Annotated in this window: 18 protein-coding genes and 1 tRNA gene; 11 read left to right on the forward strand and 8 right to left on the reverse strand. The window is 42.1% G+C overall.

Annotated elements, in window-relative coordinates:
* Nucleotides 1–17: 17 nt before the first annotated feature.
* The 3 genes from BC659_RS10725 to gltX form a co-directional block, all read right to left on the reverse strand.
* Nucleotides 18–434 carry a cobalamin B12-binding domain-containing protein gene (locus tag BC659_RS10725; protein WP_133474753.1) on the reverse strand — a complete coding sequence of 139 codons (417 nt, stop codon included), beginning with the start codon at nt 432–434 and terminating at the stop codon, nt 18–20.
* Between the two features lie 29 nt (nt 435–463).
* The gene (locus BC659_RS10730; RefSeq protein WP_133474754.1) at nt 464–2,005 is read right to left on the reverse strand and encodes a glycosyltransferase family 39 protein; all 1,542 of its coding nucleotides are present in this window, start codon (nt 2,003–2,005) and stop codon (nt 464–466) included.
* A 122-nt stretch (nt 2,006–2,127) separates the two neighbouring features.
* The gene (gltX, locus tag BC659_RS10735; protein WP_133474755.1) at nt 2,128–3,657 is read right to left on the reverse strand and encodes a glutamate--tRNA ligase; all 1,530 of its coding nucleotides are present in this window, start codon (nt 3,655–3,657) and stop codon (nt 2,128–2,130) included.
* 187 nt (nt 3,658–3,844) lie between these two features.
* Between gltX and BC659_RS10740 the strand changes: the two genes are divergently transcribed.
* The 7 genes from BC659_RS10740 (at nt 3,845) to BC659_RS10770 (ending at nt 11,184) form a co-directional block, all read left to right on the forward strand.
* Nucleotides 3,845–4,459, forward strand: coding sequence for a polysaccharide deacetylase family protein (locus BC659_RS10740; protein ID WP_133474756.1), 615 nt, complete (start codon nt 3,845–3,847; stop codon nt 4,457–4,459).
* 226 nt (nt 4,460–4,685) lie between these two features.
* On the forward strand, nt 4,686–5,453 hold the full coding sequence (locus BC659_RS10745) for a TatD family hydrolase (protein ID WP_133474757.1): 768 nt from the start codon (nt 4,686–4,688) through the stop codon (nt 5,451–5,453).
* 229 nt (nt 5,454–5,682) lie between these two features.
* Nucleotides 5,683–5,769: transfer RNA gene (locus BC659_RS10750), tRNA-Ser, on the forward strand.
* A gap of 147 nt (nt 5,770–5,916) precedes the next feature.
* The gene (locus BC659_RS17140; protein ID WP_133474758.1) at nt 5,917–6,075 is read left to right on the forward strand and encodes a GIY-YIG nuclease family protein; all 159 of its coding nucleotides are present in this window, start codon (nt 5,917–5,919) and stop codon (nt 6,073–6,075) included.
* Between the two features lie 273 nt (nt 6,076–6,348).
* Nucleotides 6,349–9,147, forward strand: coding sequence for a TonB-dependent receptor (locus BC659_RS10760; RefSeq protein ID WP_133474759.1), 2,799 nt, complete (start codon nt 6,349–6,351; stop codon nt 9,145–9,147).
* A 149-nt stretch (nt 9,148–9,296) separates the two neighbouring features.
* A complete protein-coding gene (locus tag BC659_RS10765) occupies nt 9,297–10,652 on the forward strand; it encodes a T9SS C-terminal target domain-containing protein (protein ID WP_133474760.1) in 1,356 nt (451 codons plus the stop codon).
* A gap of 73 nt (nt 10,653–10,725) precedes the next feature.
* Nucleotides 10,726–11,184, forward strand: a complete 459-nt coding sequence (locus BC659_RS10770) for a hypothetical protein (protein WP_133474761.1) — start codon at nt 10,726–10,728, stop codon at nt 11,182–11,184.
* 136 nt (nt 11,185–11,320) lie between these two features.
* On the opposite strand, the gene BC659_RS10775 is transcribed toward BC659_RS10770, so the two are convergent.
* The 4 genes from BC659_RS10775 to BC659_RS10790 form a co-directional block, all read right to left on the reverse strand.
* The gene (locus tag BC659_RS10775; protein WP_342775732.1) at nt 11,321–11,659 is read right to left on the reverse strand and encodes a DUF983 domain-containing protein; all 339 of its coding nucleotides are present in this window, start codon (nt 11,657–11,659) and stop codon (nt 11,321–11,323) included.
* A gap of 169 nt (nt 11,660–11,828) precedes the next feature.
* The gene (locus BC659_RS10780) at nt 11,829–12,026 is read right to left on the reverse strand and encodes a hypothetical protein (RefSeq protein ID WP_133474763.1); all 198 of its coding nucleotides are present in this window, start codon (nt 12,024–12,026) and stop codon (nt 11,829–11,831) included.
* 145 nt (nt 12,027–12,171) lie between these two features.
* Entirely contained in the window at nt 12,172–13,449 is a 1,278-nt protein-coding gene (locus BC659_RS10785) for a UDP-N-acetylmuramoyl-tripeptide--D-alanyl-D-alanine ligase (protein WP_133474764.1), read from the reverse strand.
* A gap of 215 nt (nt 13,450–13,664) precedes the next feature.
* A complete protein-coding gene (locus tag BC659_RS10790; protein ID WP_133474765.1) occupies nt 13,665–15,230 on the reverse strand; it encodes an SUMF1/EgtB/PvdO family nonheme iron enzyme in 1,566 nt (521 codons plus the stop codon).
* A gap of 354 nt (nt 15,231–15,584) precedes the next feature.
* On the opposite strand from BC659_RS10790, the gene BC659_RS10795 reads away from it, so the two are divergent.
* The 3 genes from BC659_RS10795 (at nt 15,585) to porV (ending at nt 20,906) form a co-directional block, all read left to right on the forward strand.
* Nucleotides 15,585–15,944, forward strand: a complete 360-nt coding sequence (locus BC659_RS10795) for a four helix bundle protein (RefSeq protein ID WP_133474766.1) — start codon at nt 15,585–15,587, stop codon at nt 15,942–15,944.
* Nucleotides 15,945–16,083: 139 nt separating this feature from the next.
* A complete protein-coding gene (porU, locus tag BC659_RS10800; protein WP_133474767.1) occupies nt 16,084–19,464 on the forward strand; it encodes a type IX secretion system sortase PorU in 3,381 nt (1,126 codons plus the stop codon).
* 296 nt (nt 19,465–19,760) lie between these two features.
* Nucleotides 19,761–20,906, forward strand: a complete 1,146-nt coding sequence (gene porV / locus BC659_RS10805) for a type IX secretion system outer membrane channel protein PorV (protein WP_133474768.1) — start codon at nt 19,761–19,763, stop codon at nt 20,904–20,906.
* A gap of 96 nt (nt 20,907–21,002) precedes the next feature.
* On the opposite strand, the gene ispF is transcribed toward porV, so the two are convergent.
* On the reverse strand, nt 21,003–21,488 hold the full coding sequence (gene ispF / locus BC659_RS10810) for a 2-C-methyl-D-erythritol 2,4-cyclodiphosphate synthase (protein WP_133474769.1): 486 nt from the start codon (nt 21,486–21,488) through the stop codon (nt 21,003–21,005).
* Nucleotides 21,489–22,479: 991 nt separating this feature from the next.
* Here ispF and BC659_RS10815 point away from each other — a divergent pair.
* Complete coding sequence (locus BC659_RS10815) at nt 22,480–24,906, forward strand: SLBB domain-containing protein (RefSeq protein WP_133474770.1); 2,427 nt, start codon at nt 22,480–22,482, stop codon at nt 24,904–24,906.
* Nucleotides 24,907–25,496: the final 590 nt, after the last annotated feature.

Consider the following 25,496-nt stretch of genomic DNA (forward strand, 5'->3'; position numbering starts at 1 on the left):
TTGTATTAGATATCGACTCAGAAATTCCTGTTATTGTGTACCCATTCAGTAATATAACCTGCAATATCGCCCGTAGCAGTACCGGGTGCAAAGAGTTTACCTACGCCCATTTCATTCAGCGTTTTCATATCATCTTCAGGAATAATGCCACCGCCGGTGAGTAAAACATCATTCATGCCTTTCTCTTTTAATAGTTGAATTACTTTAGGGAACACTGTCATGTGGGCACCGCTGAGAATACTAATACCGATTGCGTCAACATCTTCCTGAAGGGCAGCATTTACTACCATTTCCGGAGTCTGGCGAAGACCAGTGTAAATCACTTCCATACCTGCATCGCGTAAAGCCGTTGCAATTACTTTGGCGCCACGGTCATGACCATCCAATCCAACTTTGGCAACCAATACCCGAACAGGACGTTTTGCTTTATTCATGCAATCGATTTATCCTGCAAAAATAAGGATCATTTTCGTTGAAAACGTGTTTTCAAAACGGCTACGCCCCTTTCTGTAATGGATGACAAGGAATCATTGCCGTTTTCAAACAATATAATTTTTGTGCCTGTTTCCCGGAACAGCGGGTAATGAATAGAGTCTTTAATGCTCACTTTTTCAAATTGCTGAAATACAATGTCATCTGCATCCGGTATTCTTTTACCTACCAGTATCAGGTGTTTGAAATCATATTTCTTGGGCATCCAGAAAAGAAAAGAGGCATTGTCGCTGTATACTTCCGGTAGTCCCAGTTTTTTGGCATGATAATTTAAAGCACCTGCTGTATAGTACCCGCGGCAATAAATCAAGGTCTTTTTTTGCTGGCTATCAGGTAAATTTTTATACACTGCAGCTGTTTTTTCTGCCAGTTCGCGCCAGCCAATCATATCTGCAAAATCCTGTGGCAGGGGGTGGTACTGCTGGTCTTCCCATTTAAAGCTGCCTGTTTTATCTATGCCTTTTTCATGATACCAGTTTGCCAGTTCCTGTGGTTTCATCATAGGCATTAGCAGTGGCATAATCAAGCATCCAAGTGTAACGGGGATGGCCACAAATACATACCTGAATATTTTTCCCTTGGTCGCTGTTATTTTTTCAAGATAAAAAGCGCCAAAAGCAAAGAGTATGGGGTAAGCGCCTGCGGCATAATAACTTTTACCATTCATGTAAGTTAGTAAGGCAATGATGAAGAGGTAGGTAAATGCTACCATTCGATAAGGCTTCCCTTCCTTCGTAAAAGCTGTGAAGTATATGCCAGTCAGCCAGATAAACACACAAGGTAGAAACATCATGATTTGATCTGTAAGAAAATCTGCCGGATGGATGAATTGTAACTGCTCCTCTTTCAGTTCTTCCATATGGGCAATCAAAGGAAACCCATGGTTGTATTGCCAAATAATATTGGGCAGTATGATGAGTAAAGCGATGGCACCGGCGAAATAAATATGTTTATTCAGGTAAATCGTACGGTGCCTGGTTAGTACTAAAGCAGCCAGCAGGCTGACTGTATAAAAAGCAACAGAATATTTACTCAACATACCAAGACCGATACTGATACCAAAAACATAGAGCCAGCTATTTTTATTAGTCTGTATAAATCGTATCAGTGCATATGTATTGAGTGTCCAGAAAAATACATCCAGAAAATTGGGATGGAAATAATAGAATAAGCGGATATATCCTGTAAAAACAAAGGGAAGAAAAGCGAGAAGTATAGCAAATGTCCGACCACCTAATGAAAGAATGATTCTGCCCATCAGGATAAAAGTGAAAGAGCCGATCATTGCCGGCCAGATTTTTACCCAGAAGAGGGAGGCGCCGAATGCATTACTGATCCATGCCATAAATGACAACATGGGAGGTACTTCTAAAAAGCCCCATGCCAGGTGACGGCCCTCTGCGAGGTATAAGTATTCATCTCGGTGTAGTTCGTAAACAGGATGGACCAGAAAAAAGGGAAGCAAAAACCGTAAAGTCGCGAGTGCATAGAGCAGTCTTACAGGATTTTTCATGCAGGTTGTTTGCAGAAAGATACAAATGATCCTGTTAATGAGAGGTTATTGCCATAGAAGGCACAGCATCACACAGAAAATTTCTCTGCGTATTCTGTGCCCTCTGCGGCAATACTATTTTACTAAGACAATAATGAAAGTGTATGCTTAATTCGGCTCACTGTGTCTTCTTTTCCAATCAATGCTGCGATGTCAAAAACACCTGGGCCAAATTTACCGCCCACCAGCATAATACGGAAAGGCAGCATTAACTCACCTGTTTTCAGTTGGTTGGCTGCAGCCAGTTCTTTAAATTCTTTTTCGAGATCGGAGGCTTCCCATAAAGTGCTCAGTTCATAGGCACGTATGAGTTCGGTGAAGAACAGGTTTTTCTTTTCATCCCATTTGGGTTTGATGGAATCTGTATCAATCTGTTGTGGTGCCTCAAAAAAGAAAATACCCTGTGCTGTAAAATCAGATAATAAAGTACAGCGCTCTTTTACCAGGTTAATAACCGTATGCAGGAATGAAATATCTGTTTCAGTAATATTTTGTGCTGCCAGTAAAGACTGAACTGCAGGGGTGAGTGAAGTGGCATCTGACTTTTTGATCCACTCATGATTAAACCACTTGGCTTTTTCATAATCGAATTTAGCACCGCCCTTGTGTACACGATCCATCGAGAATTTCTGAATCAATTCCTCCAATGTGAAAATTTCCTGATCTGTGCCATCATTCCAGCCCAGCATCGCCAATAGGTTTACAAAAGCTTCAGGCATAAATCCTCTTTCTTTAAATCCAATGGTGGTTTCATTGGTTTTCGGATCGGTCCAGTCCATGGCAAATACCGGGAAGCCCAGTCTGTCACCATCACGCTTACTGAGTTTGCCGTTACCATCAGGTTTTAATATCAGCGGCAGGTGAGCCCATTGTGGCATGCTTTCTAACCAGCCAAGGTATTTCCACAATAATAAATGTACCGGTGCAGAAGGCAACCATTCTTCTCCACGAAAAGCATGTGATATCTGCATCAGGTAATCGTCTACTACCACAGCCAAGTGATAGGTAGGCATACCATCTGCTTTCAATAATACTTTATCATCTACCTGTGAAGTATGAAAACTTACTTCGCCGCGTATCATATCTGTAAAACTTACAGTTTCATTTTCCGGCATTTTAATACGTATCACATATGGCATGCCTTCATTGAGCAAACGTGTTACTTCTTCTTCACCCAGTGTAAGTGAATTGCGCATTTTGGCACGTATCTGCTGATTGTATTGCGGAGATGGGTTTTCCGCAGTTTTAAAATCAACACGCATGGCTTCCAGTTCAGCCGGGGTGTCGAATGCATAATAGGCATACCCGTCTTTAACCAGTTGCTCAGCATACTGTCTGTACATATCCTTTCTCTCACTTTGCCTGTAAGGAGCATAGGGGCCGCCATGTTTCGGGCTCTCATCAGGAATGAGGCCGCACCATTCCAATGTCTGAAAAATATAGTCTTCCGCGCCGGGTACAAAACGGGTCTGGTCGGTGTCTTCAATACGAAGAATAAAATCACCTCCATTTTGTTTGGCGAATAAATAATTGAATAAAACGGTTCTTACACCACCGAGGTGAAGTCCGCCAGTGGGAGAGGGCGCAAAACGCACACGTACTTTTCTGTTCATGGGGCAAAGATAGCAGATAGTTGATAGCATATAGCCTATAGGTAATGGCTTATTAGTTATGGAATGAGCTTATAACTTATAGTTCATGGCTAATGGTCATTTGTTAAGCAAAGAAGATTTATAAACAATAGGCTACTTGCCATAAACTATCCGCCATAAGCCATCCGCCATCCGCTATCTTTGCTTCATGTATCTCACCAAAACACCCTGGTGGTTAAGGGCCTTGTATCCCTCACTGGTATGGCGGATGCCTGCCGGGGAGAAAAAAATCTATCTCACATTTGATGATGGTCCGCATCCTGTTGCAACTCCTTTTGTACTCGATCAACTGGCGGCTTATGGTGCCAAAGCCAGCTTTTTTTGTATTGGTAAAAATGTAGCAGCCAGGCCGGATATTTATCAGCGAATACTGGCAGAAGGACATGCTGTGGGTAATCATACTCACCATCACCTGAATGGCTGGAAAACAGATGATGTGGAATATGTCAATGATACGATGCAGGCCGCTGCATACATTCAATCCAATCTTTTCAGGCCGCCCTACGGAAGGGTTAAAAGATCGCAGATCAGAGGTTTACAGGGAAAGGGGATGAAGATTATTATGTGGGATGTATTAAGTGCTGATTTTGATACAAATCTTACCCCACAGGCAAGTTTATCATATGTTTTATACCATACAAAACCCGGCTCTATTGTTTTGTTTCATGATAGCGAAAAAGCCTGGGAAAGGATGTCGGGATCACTACCAGCCGTTTTACAACATTTTTCAGCCGAAGGATATGCATTTGATAAGCTGATATAAATAAAAATAGCCGGAGTAGAAACTCCGGCTCTGTTTTAATCCGTACCCTATGAAAACAATCTTTTGCCGATTGCTATCGGCATTGAATCTTTTGATCGCCTGTTGATCTTTTTAGGGTCGCTGACTAATAACGAGTAACCAAAACTTTTTATTTTCCGGTCATGAAAAAAAACTGAAATCAGTGGTTTCATGCGGTAGGCTGGTGAATAATCATCAATTTTATACTATGATGTTGATTGATACCCATTGTCATTTATATTCCACAGAATTTGGTACCGGGAGCCAGGAAATTATTAACAGGGCCAGACAGGTAGGGATAGAAAAATTTTACCTGCCGGCGATTGATAGCGAGGTGATAGATGCCATGCTTTCCCTCGAAGCGGCCAATCCCGGAGTATGTTATGCCATGATGGGATTGCACCCCTGTTCTGTAAATGAAAAAGTGGAGGAGGAGTTGGCCATTGTATTGGACTGGCTGAATAAGCGACCATTTGTAGCGGTGGGTGAGATCGGGCTGGATTTTTACTGGGACAAGACTTTTGCCGATCAGCAAAGAAATGCCTTTGCCCGGCAGATGGATTGGGCCCTCGAGCGGAAAATGCCCATTGTCATTCATACCCGTAATGCCATGCAGGAAACCATTGATATGGTAAAACCCTATGCAGCAAATGGCCTGAAAGGAATTTTTCACTGTTTTAGCGGCAGTTATGAATCGGCAAAGCAGATTGTATCGATGGACTTTATGTTGGGTATTGGAGGGGTATTAACGTATAAAAATGCCGGTTTACCTGAAGCGCTGGATAAAATAGGCCTGGAACATATGGTACTGGAGACAGATGCGCCTTATTTGAGTCCGGTACCTTATCGCGGAAAGCGCAATGAGAGCAGTTATATGATGGAAGTGGCCAGAAAGCTGGCAGAAGTAAAAAGGGTTACGCTGGATGAAATAGCCACCATTACCACCGCCAATGCCCAAAAAATATTCGGAAGCTGAGGGGGTAAGCATTACTTTTGCAGTCCTTAAAAATACATAGAAATGTTTTGCATTAAGAGAATTGAAGGTGTAAGCATTCCATTTCTCAAGTGTATAAAGTAAAGTAATACAGAGAGGTGTTCCGCCTAGGCGGATTGAAGTAGTCCCGACGAGTCGGGAGAAAGTGGGTAAACGGGAAACCGTATTAAGGAATGAAGTAGTTAATATTATAAGAGTAGTAGAAATATATAGAGAGGTGTCCGAGTGGTTGAAGGAGCACGCCTGGAAAGTGTGTATACGGGAAACCGTATCGAGGGTTCGAATCCCTTCCTCTCTGCTAAAAGTCTTACGATTTTCGTAAGGCTTTTTTGTTTCTAGTGCTTCTAAACAATATATTAATCTCTCCTATACACCTTTTCCAATAAGTATATTTTCATGTACAAATACGCTTTTATTATTGCTCCAAGAGGTTGAGTTTTGACTGATGAACGTAAGTCAATGTTTTTATGTTTACATATTACAAAGCCTGAAGGATCATTCCTTTTATATTGGTCAATGTAATGATTTGGATAGCCGGATGTCAAAACATTATGATGGTATGAGTAAATATACTGCCAGTAAAAGACCACTCCGGCTTGTTTAATTTGAGGTTTTTTCAACAAGAAATGACGCAATAAGACGTGAACGACAAATTAAGGCTATGAAATCAAGAAAGTATATTTTGCAATTGATTGCGGGTTGGCTCTTATAAAGAAGTGGTTGAAAAGTCCCGACGCGTCGGAATAAGAGAGTTCCCCCAGATTCAAAGCCGACTCCCCCTTAATTTCTCCTTAATTGCCTTCAGGTAATATTCCCTTAACATTGGGGTAACATAGCGGTAACATTGCCGAAATACTTTTGCAGCAAAATAAACACTGTGAAATCTATTATTTCGACCCTGCTGGCTCTTTTTTCTTTTACTGCTATGTTTGCTCAGACAGGCACCTTAACAGGTAAGGTTTCTTCCGGCTCTAATAATGAAGTAATTACCGGCGTTGCCATCTTTAATGCGGCTAAAAAAATCAGCCTGATTTCCGATGTAGAGGGCCGTTTTAGTATCCGCCTTGCTCCCGGCACCTATGAGCTCACCTTTTCTATGACCGGTTATAAAACCAAAACCATCAGTGAAATTGTCATCGTTGCAGGACAAACCAATGAACTCAATGTTATTCTCGCCGACCAGAAAAAAGAACTGGATGAAGTAGTGGTTACTGCTACGCCTGCCCGTAGAGAATCTGCATCAGCAGTATTGAGTCTGCAGAAAAATAATACCAGTGTTTCTGATGGTATTTCTTCGGAATCTATTAAAAAATCTCCTGACCGTAATGTGGGTGAAGTGTTGAAGCGTGTTACAGGTACCAGCGTTCAGGATGATAAATATGTAATTGTAAGAGGGTTGAATGACCGTTATAATGTGGCTACTATCAACGGAGCGGTGATGCCGAGTACCGAGCCTGACAGAAGAACTTTCTCTTTCGATATCGTTCCTTCTGACATGATTGATAATGTACTCATTAATAAAACGGCTACGCCTGATATGCCCGGTGAATTCTCCGGTGGTATTGTTCAGGTAACAACCAAGGATATTCCCTTCAAAAATGCATTTGGATTAGCCCTTTCTACTTCTTACAACAGCATTTCTACCGGTAAAGATTTCAATATCGGCCATAGGGGTGATCTGGATTATTTAGGTTTTGATGATGGAACCAGAACTTTTCCTTCTTCTTTCCCTTCTACCAACAGATGGAGAAGCTTTGATATCAATCAGAAAATTCAGGCTTCCAGACTGATGTACAATACCTATGGTGACCAGGTTTCTAAAGCCTTGCCTTCGCTGAACGGGCAAATTAATTTCGCTAAAAAATTCAATGGTAAGAACGGTGCTTCTTTCGGTATGCTCGGTGCTGTTACCTACAGAAACTCGCAAACCATTCAACTTACCGATCGTCAGCAATATGGTGATGCTACTTCTACCACCAACCTTTTATTCGATTACGCAGATACTTCTTATTCCTTCAATACCAGTCTGGGTGCTTTATTGAATGTGGGTTATAAGAAGGGAAAAAATAAGCTGGTATTAAAGAACCTGTTCAATAGGGTATTTGAAAACAGCAATACCATTCGCGAAGGTGCCAACTTTAATGACCTTCAGTATATCAATAAAAACAGAATTTCCATCGCCATGATCAAAACTATCTTCAGCTCTCAGCTGGAAGGTGAACATGCATTGGGTAAAAACAACAATAAGCTTAAGTGGAACCTGAACTTTGCCTTTACGAAGAAAGATCAGCCCGACTACCGTTCTCAGCCTTACCAGAAAAGTCTTTCTCAGGTAAATGATAAAAGCATTCCCTATACAGTTGCTTTGCGTAACACCTATCGTTTCTGGAGTGAGTTGGATGAAAATACACTGGGTGGTAAGGTAGATTACAGCAAACCTTTGAAATGGGGTAATACCACATCAAGCCTGAAAGCAGGTGTACTGGCACAATATAAGATCCGTAATTTTAGCGCGCGTGCCTTCCGTTATGAGCAGGCTAACCCTTCCAGTTTCAATACAGCTTTGTTGAGCCTTTCACCAGGAAGGGTATTTAACGATGCCAATATGTACACCAATGGTTTCTACCTCAATGAAATCACTAACAATACAGACCGTTACGATGCGAATTCACTGCTAACCGGTTCTTACCTGATGTTTGATAATAAGTTCAATGAAAAATGGAGATTGATCTGGGGTGTACGTGCTGAAACCTTTAACTATGAAGTAAAAACAGGTAACGTAAGTGGTACCAGAACGGTTATCAATAAAGATTACCTGGATATCCTGCCTTCTCTAAACCTGATCTATAGCTTTAATAATAAATCGAATCTCCGTTTCTCTGCTTCAAGAACGGTTTCAAGACCTGATTTCCGTGAAGTTGCCAATTTCTCTTATTTCGATTTCGTAAGAGCTGCCATCATCCGTGGTAACGGTGCTTTGGAAAGAAGCCAGAATACCAATATCGATCTGCGTTTTGAAACCTATCCGCAGAGTGGAGAAATCATTTCAGCTTCTGTATTCTTCAAACATTTCAGTAAGCCTATTGAGCAGCGTATGTCAGGTGAGTCTTCTCTTGAGTACCAGGTTATTACTTTCTTTAATCCCGATAATGCCTATGCCTATGGTATTGAACTGGATCTGCGTAAAAAGCTTTCTATGTTTGGTGATGGTAAGTTCCTGGAGAATACTACTTTCAGTGCCAACACTTCACTGATTAAATCTTCTGTAGACCTTTCTGCAGCATCCAATCCATATGATTTAAAAAGACCTATGCAGGGCCAATCGCCTTATCTGGTAAACCTGAGCCTTACTTATGCAGATGATAAAGGCAACTGGAGCAGTACCGTATTGTTCAACCGAATCGGACAGCGAATTGAAACAGTGGGTGCATTTGGTATTCCGGATGTATATGAGAATGGTAGAAGTGTACTGGATTTTCAACTGTCTAAAAAGGTGTTGAAGAAGAAAGGTGAAATCAAAGTCAATCTGGCCAACCTGCTTAACAGCAGACAGATTTTCTATAACAATGTCGAATCTAAAAAAGAAAACCGCGGTTATAAGAGTCAGGATGACAGGGTTCAGTGGAGTAACCTGTTCGGTAGCAGCTGGGGTATAGGATTTTCTTATAATTTCTAATTTCCTTTGGGGGGAAGATTAGAAGGGCCATCCATACAAACGGTGGCCCTTTTTTTATTGTATAAGTCAGGGTGGTAACAATTAGTTAATCTTCCCGTAACATACCCATTACATTGCTGTGGTTCTTTTGCAGCATAAAAACAACGAAAATGATACGTTCTCTTTTGATTTCACGTCTGGCTATGGTAGCGCTCGCTGCTTTAACGATGACAGCCTGTACTAAGAACAATGATGATCCGATTGTTGATCCTCCTGCAGATCCCAATGCAACTGTATTAAGAGGCTCGCTGCTGGAAAACAAAACCCTTACAGCTGATAAGACATGGACCCTGAAAGGATATGTATATGTACCCAATGGTGTAACCCTTACCATTGAACCAGGTACCGTTATTAAAAGTGATAAAACAGAAAAAGGCGCACTTTGTGTAGAAAGAGGTGGTAAACTGATTGCCAATGGTACTGCGGATAAACCCATTGTATTTACTTCAGGTATGGATGCTGGTGCTCGTAATCCTGGCGATTGGGGTGGCGTTGTGCTTTTAGGTTTTGCTAAAACCAACCGTTCTTCTACGCCGGTTATTGAAGGTGGTCTGGATCGTCCTTATGGTGGTACCAATGATGCAGATAACTCTGGTAGTCTGAAATATGTGCGTATTGAATATGCAGGTATTGCTGCTTTCCCTGGTTCTGAAATCAACGGTCTTACTTTAGGTGGTGTTGGTAGTGGAACCACGCTCGAAAATATTCAGATCGTTTATGGTAACGACGATGCGTATGAATTCTTTGGTGGAAATGTAAACGCTAAGTATCTGGTAGCTTATGGTACTGCAGATGATGATTTCGATTTCGATTTTGGTTATACCGGTAAAATTCAATATGGTGTTGCATTACGAGATCCTTCATTCGTTGATAATGGTGATGCAGGTAATGGTATTGAAGCTGATAACGATGGTTCTGGTACCACTGCTACTCCTTATACACGTCCTGTATTAAGTAACTTTACTTTTGTAGGTCCCAATAACGCGGCTGGTACTGCTGCTAACCATAATTTTGGTAACAGATGGAGAAGATCGGTTCGTTTTGTACTGCGTAACTCTATTCTAATGGGTTGGCAGAAAGGTGGTTTCTCTATTGAGTCTGATGGAACTGCCAATGATTACAGCGGTGCCGGTGGTACTTCAGAATTTAAAAATAACCTGGTACACGCAGTTGCAGAACCGTATAAAATTTCAGGTTTAACTTCTGCAACTTTAACAGCCGCTGCTATGAAAACAAAAGCAGAATCTGAAGGTTGTAAAACCTATACGGATGCAGCTGATATCAAGTTAACAGCTCCCTTCTCACTTACTTCACCCAATCTATTGCCTGCCACAGGGTCTGATGCCTTAACAGGTGCCAGCTTTACAGGTCTGGATGCCTTCTTTACTACTACTACACATGTAGGTGCATTCGGAACTACCAACTGGATGGCGAGTTGGACAAGATTCCCTGCAAAAGGACAATAATCAGGAATATACTTTTTTTAAAACCGCTTCTGTCAGGAGCGGTTTTTTTATTTCTTTGTATAAAATAGTTGTTATGCGATACCTAAGTTTACTGATGTTGATAGTGATCATTGCAAGTTGCGGGGAAGGTAATCATGTAAAAGAAACAGCTGTTACAGATGATATGGCTCAGGTTGATATGCACAGACTGCCTGAGCTTAGAACGGTGGATAGTATTGATATGCATTTTTTTGCAGATATCAATGATTTGAAAGTATATAAACGTTATGGATTAAACGATAGTGCCATCATTCATCTGTTTACGCTAACTGAAATCAATAATGCTTTTGTTGATAAGACGAGCTGTGAATATGATACTAAATTTTTCTGTTTTTCTAAAGGTCAGATTGTTAAAACCCTTTACGTTGCTGCACAACAGGACAGCTGTCATTTCATAGGTTTTATTAAAAGTGGTGGTATTGCGGTGAAGGCTCAGTTGTCTGATTCGGCTGCTGCGATCGTAAATGGATTCCGAACGAAGAGTACGAAGTGATTTTTAGTGACCGATCGTTAATACGCCATGTATCACTTAATGTAATCTAGCTGTTGGTAGTTGCGTTTTTTTAACCGCGGAGTTGCACTGAGTGGTACATGGAGTTTCACGGAGAAAATGGGTATAACTGTATGGGTTACCAGTTATTCATCTGCTCAGGTATTATACGTTCCGGTGTTTTAATGGGATGTTCTTTCCAGTCAGGATCATATTTTACAAACCAGCTTAACCACATGGTACGTGATAAACGCATAATGAGTGGCTGACATACCAGTAGTAATACAAAAGCGGTTCCCATCCAATAGAAAATACGGTTATCGTCGATAGAGAAAGTCATGCCGATGAGTACTTTCCATGCTACAAAAGTAGATACCAGAAAAGCTACGGATAATGCATAGCTCACATAACCTGTCCCATAATAAAATCCTACTTCAATTTCAGTGGGCTGTCCACAAACAGGGCAGTTCTCGTGCATATCTACATTTGTCTTGAGTTTATAAGGCTCCTGACTTTTAAAAATCCTTCCCTTCCGGCAACGTGGACAACGGTTGTTTAATACGCTCCATAGGTACCATCGCTTTTTATTGTTCTCTGGCATTTCTTACATCTATTATAGTACAAAGGTACGATTTAATTTCAGGAGCTTATTGCTGACAGTTTGCATACCCGCATCCCCGTTTGGTTTTGTGTGCAATGAGTCCGGTTACAAATATGGTGAAGCCAAATAATGCTGGTAGCCAGTCTTTGTAAGCAAATGCTATGGTAATAAACAAACCAGCTACCATTAGCCTTATCATCAATACCCAATCTATCTTTTGTATAAATGAATACATCCGTTTCATACTGCAATTTGGGGAGCAAACAGGTTATATAGCGTGACTTTAGTTACGGCTATAAATAATGTACCACTTTTCTGTATTCTCAGTGGAAATATGTACTGCTACTGAGGACACAGAATGATACAGAAGTATACTGAAGAGCTTTCCGCTACCCTAATATCTTTTCCATTTGCATACTCCTCGATCCTTTAATCAGAAAATGTGTTCCGGAGAAGTTTTGTTGTTTATACCAGCTTGCCGCTTCAGTCGAATCATGGAAGAACAAATAACTGTGTTGCGTTTTTTGGAAGTTACCACCTACCAAAACCACCTGATGCCAGGTAAAGCTATTAATGAGGTCTATCATCTGCTGGTGCTCAGTTATGCTATCTTCACCCAGCTCCATCATACCGCCCAGCATCAATACTTTTTTTGGTGCATTCAGATTTGCAAAATTTTCTACAGCAGCCCGCATACTGGTGGGATTGGCGTTGTAGGCATCCAGAATAATATGGTTACCATCTCTCTCTACCATCTGCGACCGGCTGTTTGATGGGGCATAAGATTCTATGGCTTTTTTTATTTTCTCATCCGGCACTTTAAATGTTTTACCAATGGCTATGGCACATAATACATTCGATACATTGTAAGCACCTACCAGTTGTGTAGCTACCCGCTCAAATCCGGCACCTTTGGCAATATGCACTTCCAGAAAAGGTTCACTGGCTATTACTTCTCCTGTTATCTCACCTTCTGTTGTACCATAACCTATTACTTTTTCAATGCCCTTACTCATAGTATGCAGGTAATCAAAATCGTTACACCTAAATATGGTTCCATGGTGAGCCCTGATATAATCGTACAATTCACCTTTCCCTTTTCGTACCCCTTCAATGCCGCCAAAACCTTCCAGATGTGCTTTGCCGCAGTTGGTGATGATGCCATGGGTTGGATCGGTATACACACAATAACCTGCAATTTCTTTCTGGTGATTGGCGCCCATTTCTATTACAGCCATTTCAGCATCAGCGGGTATACTCAGCAGGGTGAGTGGTACACCGATATGGTTATTCAGGTTGCCCTGGGTAGTGTAGGTTTTATAATGACTAGCCAGCACGGCATATACCAGTTCTTTGGTAGTGGTTTTACCATTGCTGCCGGTTATGGCAATAAAAGGAATGTTGAATTGTTGTCTGTGGTAGCCGGCCAATGCCTGTAATGTTTGTAATACATCTTCCACCAGAATACATCTCTGATCTGCTCCTTCTACCGGTTCATCAATTACGGCATAGGCAGCACCGGCTTCCAATGCTTTGACCGCAAAAAGATTTCCATTGAAATTGGCTCCTTTTAGCGCAAAGAAAATATCACCCTTTTTGAGTTTTCTCGTATCCGTCTGTACGGATGGATGCTGGAGATATAATTTATAAAGTGCTTCGATTGTCATAGCTGCAAGATAGTGAGGGGAATGGTGAATGGTGAATGGTCAATGGTGAATTTTTTGTGAGTTGTCAATTGTGAATGGTCAATTTTACCCTTCACTAACTATTTACAACTGGCTATTTGCTTATGTTACATTCATTCACCATTCACCATTGACCATTCACGAAAAAAGCCACCTCCTTCCGAGAGATGGCTCTTTTTATATTTACCTTTTCCTTCTTATCGTTTGTTTCTTCTGGGAGGAAAGAACTGACCGGTTTTAGATTTATTGGAAAGTCCTTCAGCAGCACCATAGTGGCTCATGGCACAACGGAAACCGAGTGTACTGGTGCTTAAATCTTCTTCCAGAAAACGGCGTGTGCCGGGGCTTAACCAATAAGCCCTGTCGTTCCAGCTACCACCTTTGTATACCCTTGATTTATCAGAAATCAAAGTGGTGGTTCCATAACCATAATATACAAAGCTGGATGAGTCACCATCGAGATAGTTGGTAGCATATGAGCGCTGGTAGTTTCTTCTGTTACGTAAAGTAGAATCGTCTTCGAGCACGGTTTTAATACGTCCTTTATCATCGCGCAGGTTACCCTGACCACCACTCATATCAATTTTACGGAACTCATTACCACGGAACAGGTTGAAATCATCGCCATCAAGTGAGTTCTGAGGGCGATACACATCGGCCACCCACTCATTCACGTTTCCGCTCATGTTGTAGATACCATATCCGTTCGGTATAAAGGAAGATACTTCTGCAGGAATAGCAGCATTATCGTTCAATCCGCCCGCTACCCCCATGTTATCACCCGCACCTCTTTTAAAGTTGGCGAGGAAAGCACCCTGATAGGCACTTTTCTGCGTGTAACGTACGTTATCGTAACCATTGTTCTTCCAGGCATAAATCTGTTTGTTGGCAATCAGCTCTTCACCACGTTTGGCACCTTTTGATTTACGTTGAGGGTTCTCAGCGATATAACCGTAAGCGGCATATTCCCATTCTGCTTCTGTTGGCAGGCGGTAGTCGCCAAACAGTATACCATCTTCAAAAGTTACTTTGGTCCTTGGACGGCCATTCGCATCTTTTAAAGGATTTTTATTAGAAGTCGCTGTTCTGCCGGGTGTAGCCTGGTACTCATCTAACAGGTAAGCTTTGGTATTGAAATTATCCTGGCCTGAACCATTTAATGATCGTTTGATCTGGTTCTTGGCATCCAGATAGCCTTTCCCCATCAGGGTCAGCTCATTTACACGGTCGGTTCTCCAGATACAGAAATCGGTAGCCTGTTTCCAGCTTACACCTACTACAGGATAGTAGTTGTAGGAGGGGTGACGGAAATAATATTCCACATATGGCTCGTTGTAAGCCAGCTCACTGCGCCATACAAGGGTATCGGGCTTGGCTTCTTCAACGATAGAATCCATACCGGCACCTCCAAATACATTGGTAAGCCAGTAAAGGTATTCACGGTAGTGTACGTTGGCTACTTCCGTTTTATCAATGAAAAAAGAGTTTACGGTAATACGACGGGGTACATTGTTCCAGTCGCCCATCACATCTTCCTGTGTTGCACCCATGGTGAAGGTACCACCCTGTACAAACACAAGGCCGGGAGCGGCTTTAATATCTTTTGGCTTGGCGACATTAAAATTGCCCTGGTTCTTATCGTTGTAATTCCATCCGGTAACCGCCGATTGCTGGGGTTTCTTTTTGAAAATCTTACAGGATGACATGGCACCTGTTAACGTCAACAACAAGATCAGGTTCCGTGTTGTTTTCAATACTTGCATGAGATTCTCGAGTTTGTGGAGTATAGTTTTATCGCTATAGCCTTATTTAGTACATGCGAATATAGAAGATTTCCGCAAATACCCAATCGCTGCCGGGGTATTTCTATTGTTAGTAAAAGCTTAATTTTAAGGTAGTTATTCTACTACAGGGCCTTGGGCTTTTAGCTATTAGCCTTTAGCCATTAGCTTTTAGCAGAGCTTGATGTTCAGAGAGGTCGATTTAACCACATAATTGTTTCTACTTGTATCGACAAGGCTAACTGCTATGGGCTAATTGCTAAAGGCTAAAAAATGCGGGAAATACGGTATTAATTGATCAGACAACCGCTTAATTTTCGGACTTAAAGTACTCAGATGAGAGATTTTCGAAAATTGCAAATCTGGAAGCGGTCGGTATTATTTGCCCGTTCGGTTCATCAATTCACCGGTTCATTACCAGGTCATGAACGTTATGCACTTGCAGTCCAGATGAATAGTGCTTCTGTTTCTATAGCTTCTAATTTTGCAGAAGGTTGTGGAAGAGATACAAAACCAGACCTGATTCGGTTTATTCATATTTCAATTGGCTCTGCCTTCGAACTTGAAACACAAATTGAAATTTGCCTTCTGAATGGCTATCTACAAAAGGACACTTACAACAGCCTGGTTTCTGAAGTGCAGGATATTCAAAAAATGATGCGTGCGTTTGTTATGGTTGTTAGGAGTAGCAGTTAGCTGCTAGCTATTAGCTCTTAGCAAGGGCTCTGATTGCATAGATGCGGATTAAAATTTATAATCATTTCTGTTAATATGGACTAAAGGCTAACTGCTAAAGGCTAAAAGCTAATGGCTAATAACTAACTTCGATATTCGTATGCTGAAAGCAATTGTATCCTATTTTTTGCTCTTGTTATGCCTCTCAACAATGGGGCAGCGGCAGTATGCGGTGGGGTCGGTGCTTGCTTCGGGGAACTGGGGTAAGATTGCCGTGAAGGAGCAAGGGGTATATAGAGTGGATGCTGCTTTGCTGAATACACTGGGACTGGGTACCAACCTTCCTTCCGCTGCTATTCGATTGTATGGTAATGGGGGTGCTATGTTGGGTGAAAATGCCAATGCCCCCTATACGGATGATCTGGCTGAAAATGCTATTGAGATGGTTGATGGGGGAGATGGTGTGTTTGGCGGGAATGATTATTTTCTCTTCTATGCACCCGGTCCTTCCATATGGCTGAAAGATAGCCTGCGTCAGGGTTTCCGGTACCAGAAAAATCTCTACAGCGATTCGGCCTATTACTTTATCACAGTTGGTGGTAGCGGGAAAAGAATCACTATTCAACCTTCCTATAACACTGCTCAGGTTTCGGTTACGGAATATGATGAGCGATTTGTCTATGAAAATGATCTGGTAAATCTGATCGGTTCCGGTAAGGAATGGTATGGTGATAAATTGAGTGCTTCGCAGAGCCGCAGTTTTTCTATCGACTGGCCGGGCTTATCGCCCCAGCAGCCTGTTTTACTGCGTGCCTCTTTTGCTTCCAGAAATGTGAATGGTTCAGCGGGTATGCTGAGTAATGTAAATGGTGCCAATGGTTCTTTACTGAACTTCCCCGCTATCACCGGTACTTTCCTCGACCGTTATGCCACTCATCTTGAACAGGAACAAAATTTCAGTAGCAATGGGCAGTCTAACCTGCTGATTAAGTTCGATTATCAATCTGCTGCTTTAGGTGCAGAATGCTGGATCAACCGGTTTGAAGTGCTGGGAAGAAGGGCTCTTCAGTTCAGTACAACGGCTTCATTCTATTTCAGGGACTGGCGCTCTGTTGCGGCCAATACAATCGCTTCTTTTCAGCTGCCCACCCTCTTACCCGATATGCGGGTATGGGACATTACTGACCCCCGTAACATTATGGTCATGCGCAATAATGGAACAACGGGTTTCCGGTTTTATAATGATGCTTCGCGGTTGCGGGAATATGTAGCTTTTATACCTTCTCAATGGCTAACACCTTTTGCTGTTGGTAAAGTAGCCAACCAGAACCTGCATGGTATGGTGGTGCCGGAATACCTGATTCTTACACATCCTCAGTTTAGAGCAGCAGCCGATCAACTGGCGGCTTTTCACCGTCAGTATTACCAACGTACGGTTCAGGTAGTAAGTACAGATCAGGTGTACGAGGAGTTTAGTAGCGGTACTGCTGATCCTGCGGCCATACGCGATTTTATTAAGATGCTGTACGATAAAAATAGCGGACTCAAATATGTACTGCTAATGGGAAATGGCTCTTATGACCCTAAAAATCGTATCAGCAATAATTATCGTTTTATACCAACTTATCAGAGTGCGCAATCGCTTGATCCGCTTTCGAGTTTTACTTCCGATGATTTTTTTGGTATGCTGGATGATATGGATGATGTAAATGCAGGCAATGCCCTGCAAACCGTTGATGTGGCTGTGGGGCGCATACCGGCACGGTCGGCAGCTGAGGCCAATAGAATGGTGGCTAAAATTATCGCCTACCATCAACCCAACCGTTTTGGAGACTGGCGCAATAAACTCATTTTCCTGGCGGACGATAAGGACCAGAACCTTCACCTCACCGATGCAGAAGCGGTTTCGGCAGCCAATACCAATCCGATTTTTCAACCACAGAAAATTTACCTCGATGCTTTTCCGCTGGTGAGTGGCAGTGGAGGTAATCGTTTTCCTGCGGCAAATGAGGCATTGGTGAATGCCGTTAACAGCGGTGCCCTTATTCTTAACTATACCGGTCATGGTAACCATCTCCGGCTGGCTGAAGAAGCGGTATTATCGGTTAATGAAGTGAACCGTTTTCAGAATGCTTCCCGTTTGCCATTGGTGGTTACAGCGAGTTGTGATTTTTATCCCTTTGATGATCCATCCAAAAATGCACTGGGTGCACAGGTGCTAACCGGCGATACTATCGGTGCCATTGCATTGTTAAGCACAGCCCGACTGGTATTTGCATCGAGCAACCGTATCATCAATGAATACTTTATTGGTACAGCTTTACAGCCTGATGTACAAACAGGCAAATACAAAACGCTGGGTGAAGCCGTTCAAATGGCCAAAAACAATTCTGTGGTACTCGCAGGAGAAGTATTGAACACAAGGAAGTTTGTTTTGCTGGGCGATCCTGCTATGCAGCTGGCATTTCCGAAAAACAGAGCAAAGATCACCGGGATAGAACGGATGGTTGTTACGGGGGCGGATACGCTGAGGGCCTCGCGGACTTACGAATTGTCGGGGGATATACTGGATTTGGTGGGGAACAGGTTGAAGGATTTTAACGGTGTGGTGTCGGTGGTTTTGTATGATAAGGTTAGGACGGTGCAGACATTAGGGAATGATGCGTCTAGTCCGCGCACGGGTTTTCAGCAGCAGTCGGCCATTCTGTTTAAAGGACTTTTTACGGTGGATACGGGTAGTTTTCGCTTCCGCATTATTCTTCCGAAAGATGTTTCTTTTCAACCCGGAAGGGGCAAGCTCAGTTTATATGCGTATAACAACATTACAGATGCAGCGGGTGCCGATACGGGTTTTGTACTCGTGGGTAACAATACGCTACCAACAGATACCAAGGGTCCCGATATCCGTCTCTTTCTGAACGATACACTCTTTCGCAATGGGGGCCTTACACATGAAACCCCATTGCTGATAGCCTATCTCTCAGACAGTTCCGGCATCAACACATCCGGCAACGGCATTGGCCACGATATCATACTTATTATAGATGATCTGATCCGCGACATCCGGGTATTGAATGAGTGGTACCTGTCTGATCTGGATAGCTGGCAGTCGGGCAGTATCCGTTTTCGTTTGCCGGAGCAGGCCAACGGGCCTCATTCGCTCACTTTAAAAGCCTGGGATGGGGCGAATAACTCGACTTTGATGAAACTGGATTATGTGGTGACAAGGCAGGAAAAACTCACTATTACCAAACTGATGAATTTCCCGAATCCCTTCCGAGACCGCACCCGGTTTTCTTTTGAGCATAACCAGCCAGGTAAGGAACTAAAACTGGAAGTACAGATTTATGATATGTCGGGCCGTCTTATTAAAAGGCTCGCCGGCCCCTACCAGACACCCGGAACAAGAAATATTCAGGTAGAATGGGATGGAAGGGATGAATCGGGTAGGAAAATTCAAAAAGCTGTTTATATTTACCAAATAATCATACAGTCCGGCAACCAAAAGTCTGTACATGCCGGGCAACTCATTCTGCTTTAAATGTATCTGATGGTTTGAATTTTACTTGTTAGCCTTTAGCCGTTAGCTTTTAGCTATTAGCCATTTTTCTGGGTCAATTACGTTGAGTAATTGGTATTAGTTGGTGGTTTAAACTTTTTTTTAACTGCTAATTGTAATTAGCCTTTAGCTTTTAGCCGTCAGCTATCAGCAATTGTTCTGGTTTTTAACCCGATTTTTTTGCGATTAGTAATCAGGCTTTGATTTTTTTAACTGCTAAAGGCTAAAAGCTAAGTGCTAAGAGCTAAAATTGTAAACTTTTTAAAATAAATTGCTTCATGTTTGTAAAGCAGAAAAAGACCCTGGCAGCCATCATAGTAATGATGTTTTCATGTGTAACTTATGCACAGGATTCTATTAATATCGTTTCAACCGCTGTTCCTTTTCTTCGTATTTCGCCCGATGCCAGAGCGGGAGGTATGGGTGATGTAGCCATTGCTACCGCACCGGAGGCCAATGCGCCTTTCTGGAACCTTTCTAAAGTTATGTTTGCACCCAAGCGTTCTGCTATTGCAGTAAACTATACGCCCTGGCTGAAAGATCTTGGATTGAATGATGTGTACCTCGCCAGTATGGCTGCCTATCACCGCATAGATGATGAGCAGGCTATTTCTTCTACACTCCGCTTTTTTAGTCTGGGTAATATTCAGCTAACAGATTTTTCGGGTAATGTATTGAATTCGGTTCGTCCGAGTGAGTTTGCATTTGATCTGGGTTATTCGAGAAAACTGAATGAAAAAATGAGTATCGGTGTGGCCCTGCGTTATATCAATTCAAGACTGGTGGTGGGTGATGTAGGTACCGGTGTGGTGTATAAAGCAGGTAATGCTGTAGCGGGTGATGTGTCGTTGTACCATAATGGTTTGAATGAAAATGGGGAAGGATGGAACTGGGGCGTGGTATTATCGAATCTGGGTAGTAAAATTGGGTATACCAATGATGCACGTAATAAAGATTATATACCCGCCAATCTCGGTATAGGGGTTTCCTATACCAAGGTATTAGATGAAAATAACAAGATCAACTTTGCACTCGACATGAATAAGTTGCTGGTACCGGCTCCGCCTGTGGCCACGGGTAATTTTTCTACCGACAGTGCCAATCTTGTTAACTATAGAACTACGGGTGTGGTGAGTAGCTGGCTCAAATCTTTTGGTGATGGTACAGGGTTTGGTAAGTCGTTACAGTTCTCTATGGGCGCTGAATATTCTTACAATAATCAGTTCTTTTTCCGCAGTGGTTATTTTTATGAAAATAAAAACAGAGGCAACCGCAAATACTTCAGCGTAGGTGCCGGCTTTCATCTCGATTTTATGGATATCAACTTCTCTTATCTCGTACCCTCTGGCAGCGGCGTAACACGAAATCCGCTTTCTAATACTTTGAGACTGGGAGTTGTATTTAATTTAGAAGCGAAGGAATAAGCAGAATTTGGAAATTGATTAATTTGGAAATTTGGAAATGCTTTTACTTGTGCGGTACTCTCATGAGCTTACTGAATGGTCCCATTTCCAAATTAACTAATTTCCAAATTTCCAAATTAAAACAACTGCATGTGCAACAAGTCCTTCTTTGCGGCCAACAAACCCCATTTTCTCTGTAGTAGTGGCTTTGATGGATACTTCTTTAGCGGTGATGCCTAAGATGTTGGCGATGGTTTCCTGCATCTGTGGCACATAGGGTTTTACTTTAGGGGCCTCAAGGCAGAGTGTGGAGTCTATGTTGATGACTTTATAGCCTTCTGCTTCTATCAATGTTTTTGTTTTGGCCAGCAGTATTTTACTGTCTATATCCTTGAACTCATTTGAGGTGTCGGGAAAGTGTACACCAATATCACCGAGTGCAGCAGCACCCAGTAAAGCATCACAGATGGCATGGAGCAGTACATCGGCATCACTATGTCCGAGTGCGCCTTTGTTGTGGGGTATTTTTATGCCACCGATAAATAGGTCTCTTCCTTCTACTAGTTGATGATAGTCTATGCCGTAGCCGATGCGGATGTTCATTCCGTAAAGGTACGGGTAATTGAAAATATAGTAAGTTGTGCGCTACGAGTCGAAGCAATCTGCTTCGACTCGTACTTTTTATCTGATCACCATTATGGGATTAATTTTTATCACAGTTTACTAGTTGATTCAGACACGCTGCTTACTTTCTTTGTCTTGATACCCTCCAAAGGCGGACAACCAAGAAAGTAACCAAGAAAAATCAAGGCTGTCGAAAAAAAGCTAAAATTCATTTCATTCATCTATCATGGATGAAGTCTAAAGCCAGGCTTTTGGTTTTTCAATTTAGCGTAGCTGTGCATCGACTTTTTGTTATCGACAGGCATCATCCTTTAACTCCCCTCACCATACTAATCAAACTATTCGACTGTCATCCCGAGGAGTACGCCGATCTATGATGGGTGAATACATGCCTTTCCTGAGCTAGCCGACGGTAGGTTTTTTTTGAGATTTCTTTTCTTCACTTTCTTATTTCATATTTCTTATTCCTTATTTCTCGGTTCTTCTGTCTCTTCCCTTACAACAGTGATTTAGTTATGCGAAAGCAGTTGGTTGAAAAACACCCACAGGCTGGTTGGTGTGAATGAAATGCTTATGAACAGTAGTGGCCCGCTGTTGACAACTACATTTTCCGATTGTTAAGTAATAAAGATCACTTGTTAATCTGGCTCAACCGATTCAAATGCCTGGTGCATATTTATGGCAGATTGTAGCGGTTGGTATGGAATCGATGGGATCGTTCTGCTACGGATGGGTAGGAATACTTCTCTCTATATTTAAAATTAAATTATTATGATCTGGTTAAAAAGCTTAAAATTTGATTAAATTTGTAATATGAGACCTTGTGTCCATACTTACTTTGCTTTGATACCCCCGATTAAAGCAAGCGTCATCAATATCCAATTATCCTTGAAAACAGGGAATACTTTATTGCCCGGTTAGTGTATCCCATTGCCCTGGCGAATGTAAAAACTGTGAATTTTTCTAGAAGATGCGTTTGAAATTATTGCTTTTGTTAGGTTGTTGGTTCTTCCACTCCCTTCTTTTTTCCCAGGATATCCTGCAAGCAAATGACCTGAGTAAAATTAACATCGATCAGGTTTCCGATGCCGATATCAGTAAGTTGATTCAACAACTGAAACAGTCTTCTGTTTCCATTACAGAAGTTGAGCAGATGGCAGCAGCCAAAGGAATGCCACAAAGCGAAATTTCCAAACTAAAACAACGGATTGCTGTCCTGGAAGGAAAGGGAACGTCGAAGAAAACAGCAATAGATGTTCAGTATAACCAGCGAGAAACCATTCCTGGTAATTATCCGGTAATAGAAAAAAAAGATCACCAGGAAATAAAGATTTTCGGTGCACAGCTCTTTACCACGGCCTCTCTGGCTTTTGAACCCAATCTGAGAATTGCCACCCCTTCCGATTATCAGTTAGGTCCTGATGACGAATTAGAAATAAATATTTTCGGTGTGCAGGAGGCCCATTATAAAGTACAGGTTCAGCCCGAAGGCACCATCAATATTCCCAATGTTGGTATTGTAACCCTTGCTGGTCTTACTGTTGAAGAGGCAAAAAAATTGATCCGTGATAAGCTGGTGAAAACAGTTTATAAGTCAATAGGTAATGGTCAAACCCATTTTACCCTTACGTTGGGTAATATCCGAAGTATTCGTATTACCATACTCGGTGCAGCTAAACCGGGTAATTATACTGTTTCTTCTTTTACAACCCTTTTTAATGCCTTATACCTGTGTGGGGGGCCGGAAAAAATCGGCTCTTTTAGATCTATTGAACTCATTCGTAACAACAAAGTACACCTGAGGGCCGATCTCTACCAGTTTTTGCTGAAGGGTAATACCAGCCAGAATATACTGTTGAAAGAAGGCGATATCATTAATATACCTGTGTACCAAAAGCGTGTAACGATTACAGGTGAGGTTAAACGACCTGGCTTATATGAATTACTGGATAATGAAACTGCCCAAACATTAATAGACTATGCAGGAGGGTTTACGGAGAAATCCTATACCGCCAATATCAAAGTAAACCAGTTTAGCAACAGGGAGCGAAGGGTAAAAGATCTTAGTCAGACAGATTTCGCTCTGTACCTACCCGGTAAAGGAGATAGTATTGCCATTGAACCGGTGCTGGATAAATATGAAAACCGTGTAACCATTACCGGTGCTATATATCGGCCTGGTATATACGAATTGAAAGAGGGGATGAAACTTGGCGAACTGTTGAAAAAAGCAGAAGGGTTCCGGGAGGATGCTTACCTGAACAGAGCACTCTTAAAAAGACAAAAATCTGATCACAGCAAAGAAATGATTGCTTTCTCACTAAAAGACTGGATGGATGATCCTGCAAAGGACCTTCTCTTACAGAAAAACGATTCCATAGTAATCAGTTCAATAAAAGATATGGCGGATGAAAAGCTGATTACAGTTTCCGGAGAAGTAAGAAAGCCTGGTGTTTTTCTGTATAGAAATCAATACACACTCAAAGATCTTCTGCTGGAGTCTGGCGGGTTCACAGAAGCGGCATCTGCGTATCGAATAGAAATAGCCAGACGTATCAAAGCGGCTGATACAAATACTGTTTCAAATAAGCTGGCTGAAATTATGCAGATCGATGTGGACCGGGATCTCGATACCAAGGGAAACCAGCTTTTACTGGAACCCTATGATCTTATCACCGTTAGAAAAAATCCAGGTTATGCAGAACAGAAACAAGTAAAGGTTGAGGGAGAAGTCCTGTATCCCGGTCATTATACCATTCAAACTAAAAAAGACAGGATCAGTGATTTGATTTCGCGTGCAGGCGGGTTCACTGATATTGCTTATCAGGATGCCATATCCTTAACACGTATCAACAAGCAAGCAAAAGCCCAAGAGGATGAAAAGGCCAAGGTTGTGGCTGGTGAAATGGCGGATTCGATAAACAATCAACAGGTCGCTGAATTACTGGATCCCAAGGTTAAAATTGCTATCAATATTTCAACCATACTCGATAATCCTGCATCCGATGAAAACCTTTATCTCGAAGAAGGCGATGTATTGGAAGTACCCAAAAAAGACCTGCTTGTAAAGATCAGTGGAGAAGTATATGCCCCTACTAAAATTACCTATGAAGCGGGTCGGTCACTAAAGTATTACCTGAGCAGGGCTGGTGGCCTAACAGACAAGGCCCGCCACAACAGTATTTATGTTGTGTATGCCAATGGTCAGATAGCCAAAACAGAAAAATACTTTTTTGGATTGATTAAACACTATCCGCGTATTCAAACCGGTGCCGATATTATTGTGCCTGCCCGCAAAGCAAAATCAAAACTAACCACGGGTGAGATCCTGGGTATGGCGGGTATTATTGTTTCAATGGCAGGCGTGGCGGTTTCGATTATGAATACGTTAAAGTGATATGGATGTTCGATGATAGATAGTTGTGAGGAATCTATTTTTTGTGAGGTATCATTTTGCTCAAGCAATATTTTCTGTAAAGTATCCATCAGTCCGCTTTCTTTTAATTCGGGGGGTATTGGGTAAAGAAGCTTTTCGATTGCTGTTCCAGTTCGGTCTGACAGGGCTCCCATAAACACCTAGGCATGTGTTCAAAAACAGTAAAGTATTCCGAAAAATGGTGGCGTAAAAAGGCAAGCGCGCTTATGCTCAATTTTTCTAATTGTTCTCTGGCTCGGCTTCGTTTTTGAGTGGGTTCCCCATGTAATTTATTGACCCAAAACTGCATGGTTTTCGCATATGTGTACGTGACTACGAACTGCTTTTTGCGCTGTAAACCTATGTAGGTGCCGGTAAAAGCTTTGTCGAATTCACTGGCTTTTTCGTGGGCCGCTTTTCTTTTTCTTCTCTCTCTGCTTCGGTTAACACTATTTGGGTGGTATCGTAAATCAATAGGTCGATCTCTCTGAAAAACCGATTCATGGTTACTGTTTTAAGGTAATTGAATAGGGTAACAGTCACTTAGGGGTTTAGTGGGGAGGGTGATAACA

This window comes from Sediminibacterium goheungense (genome assembly GCF_004361915.1).
GTDB lineage: Bacteria > Bacteroidota > Bacteroidia > Chitinophagales > Chitinophagaceae > Sediminibacterium > Sediminibacterium goheungense.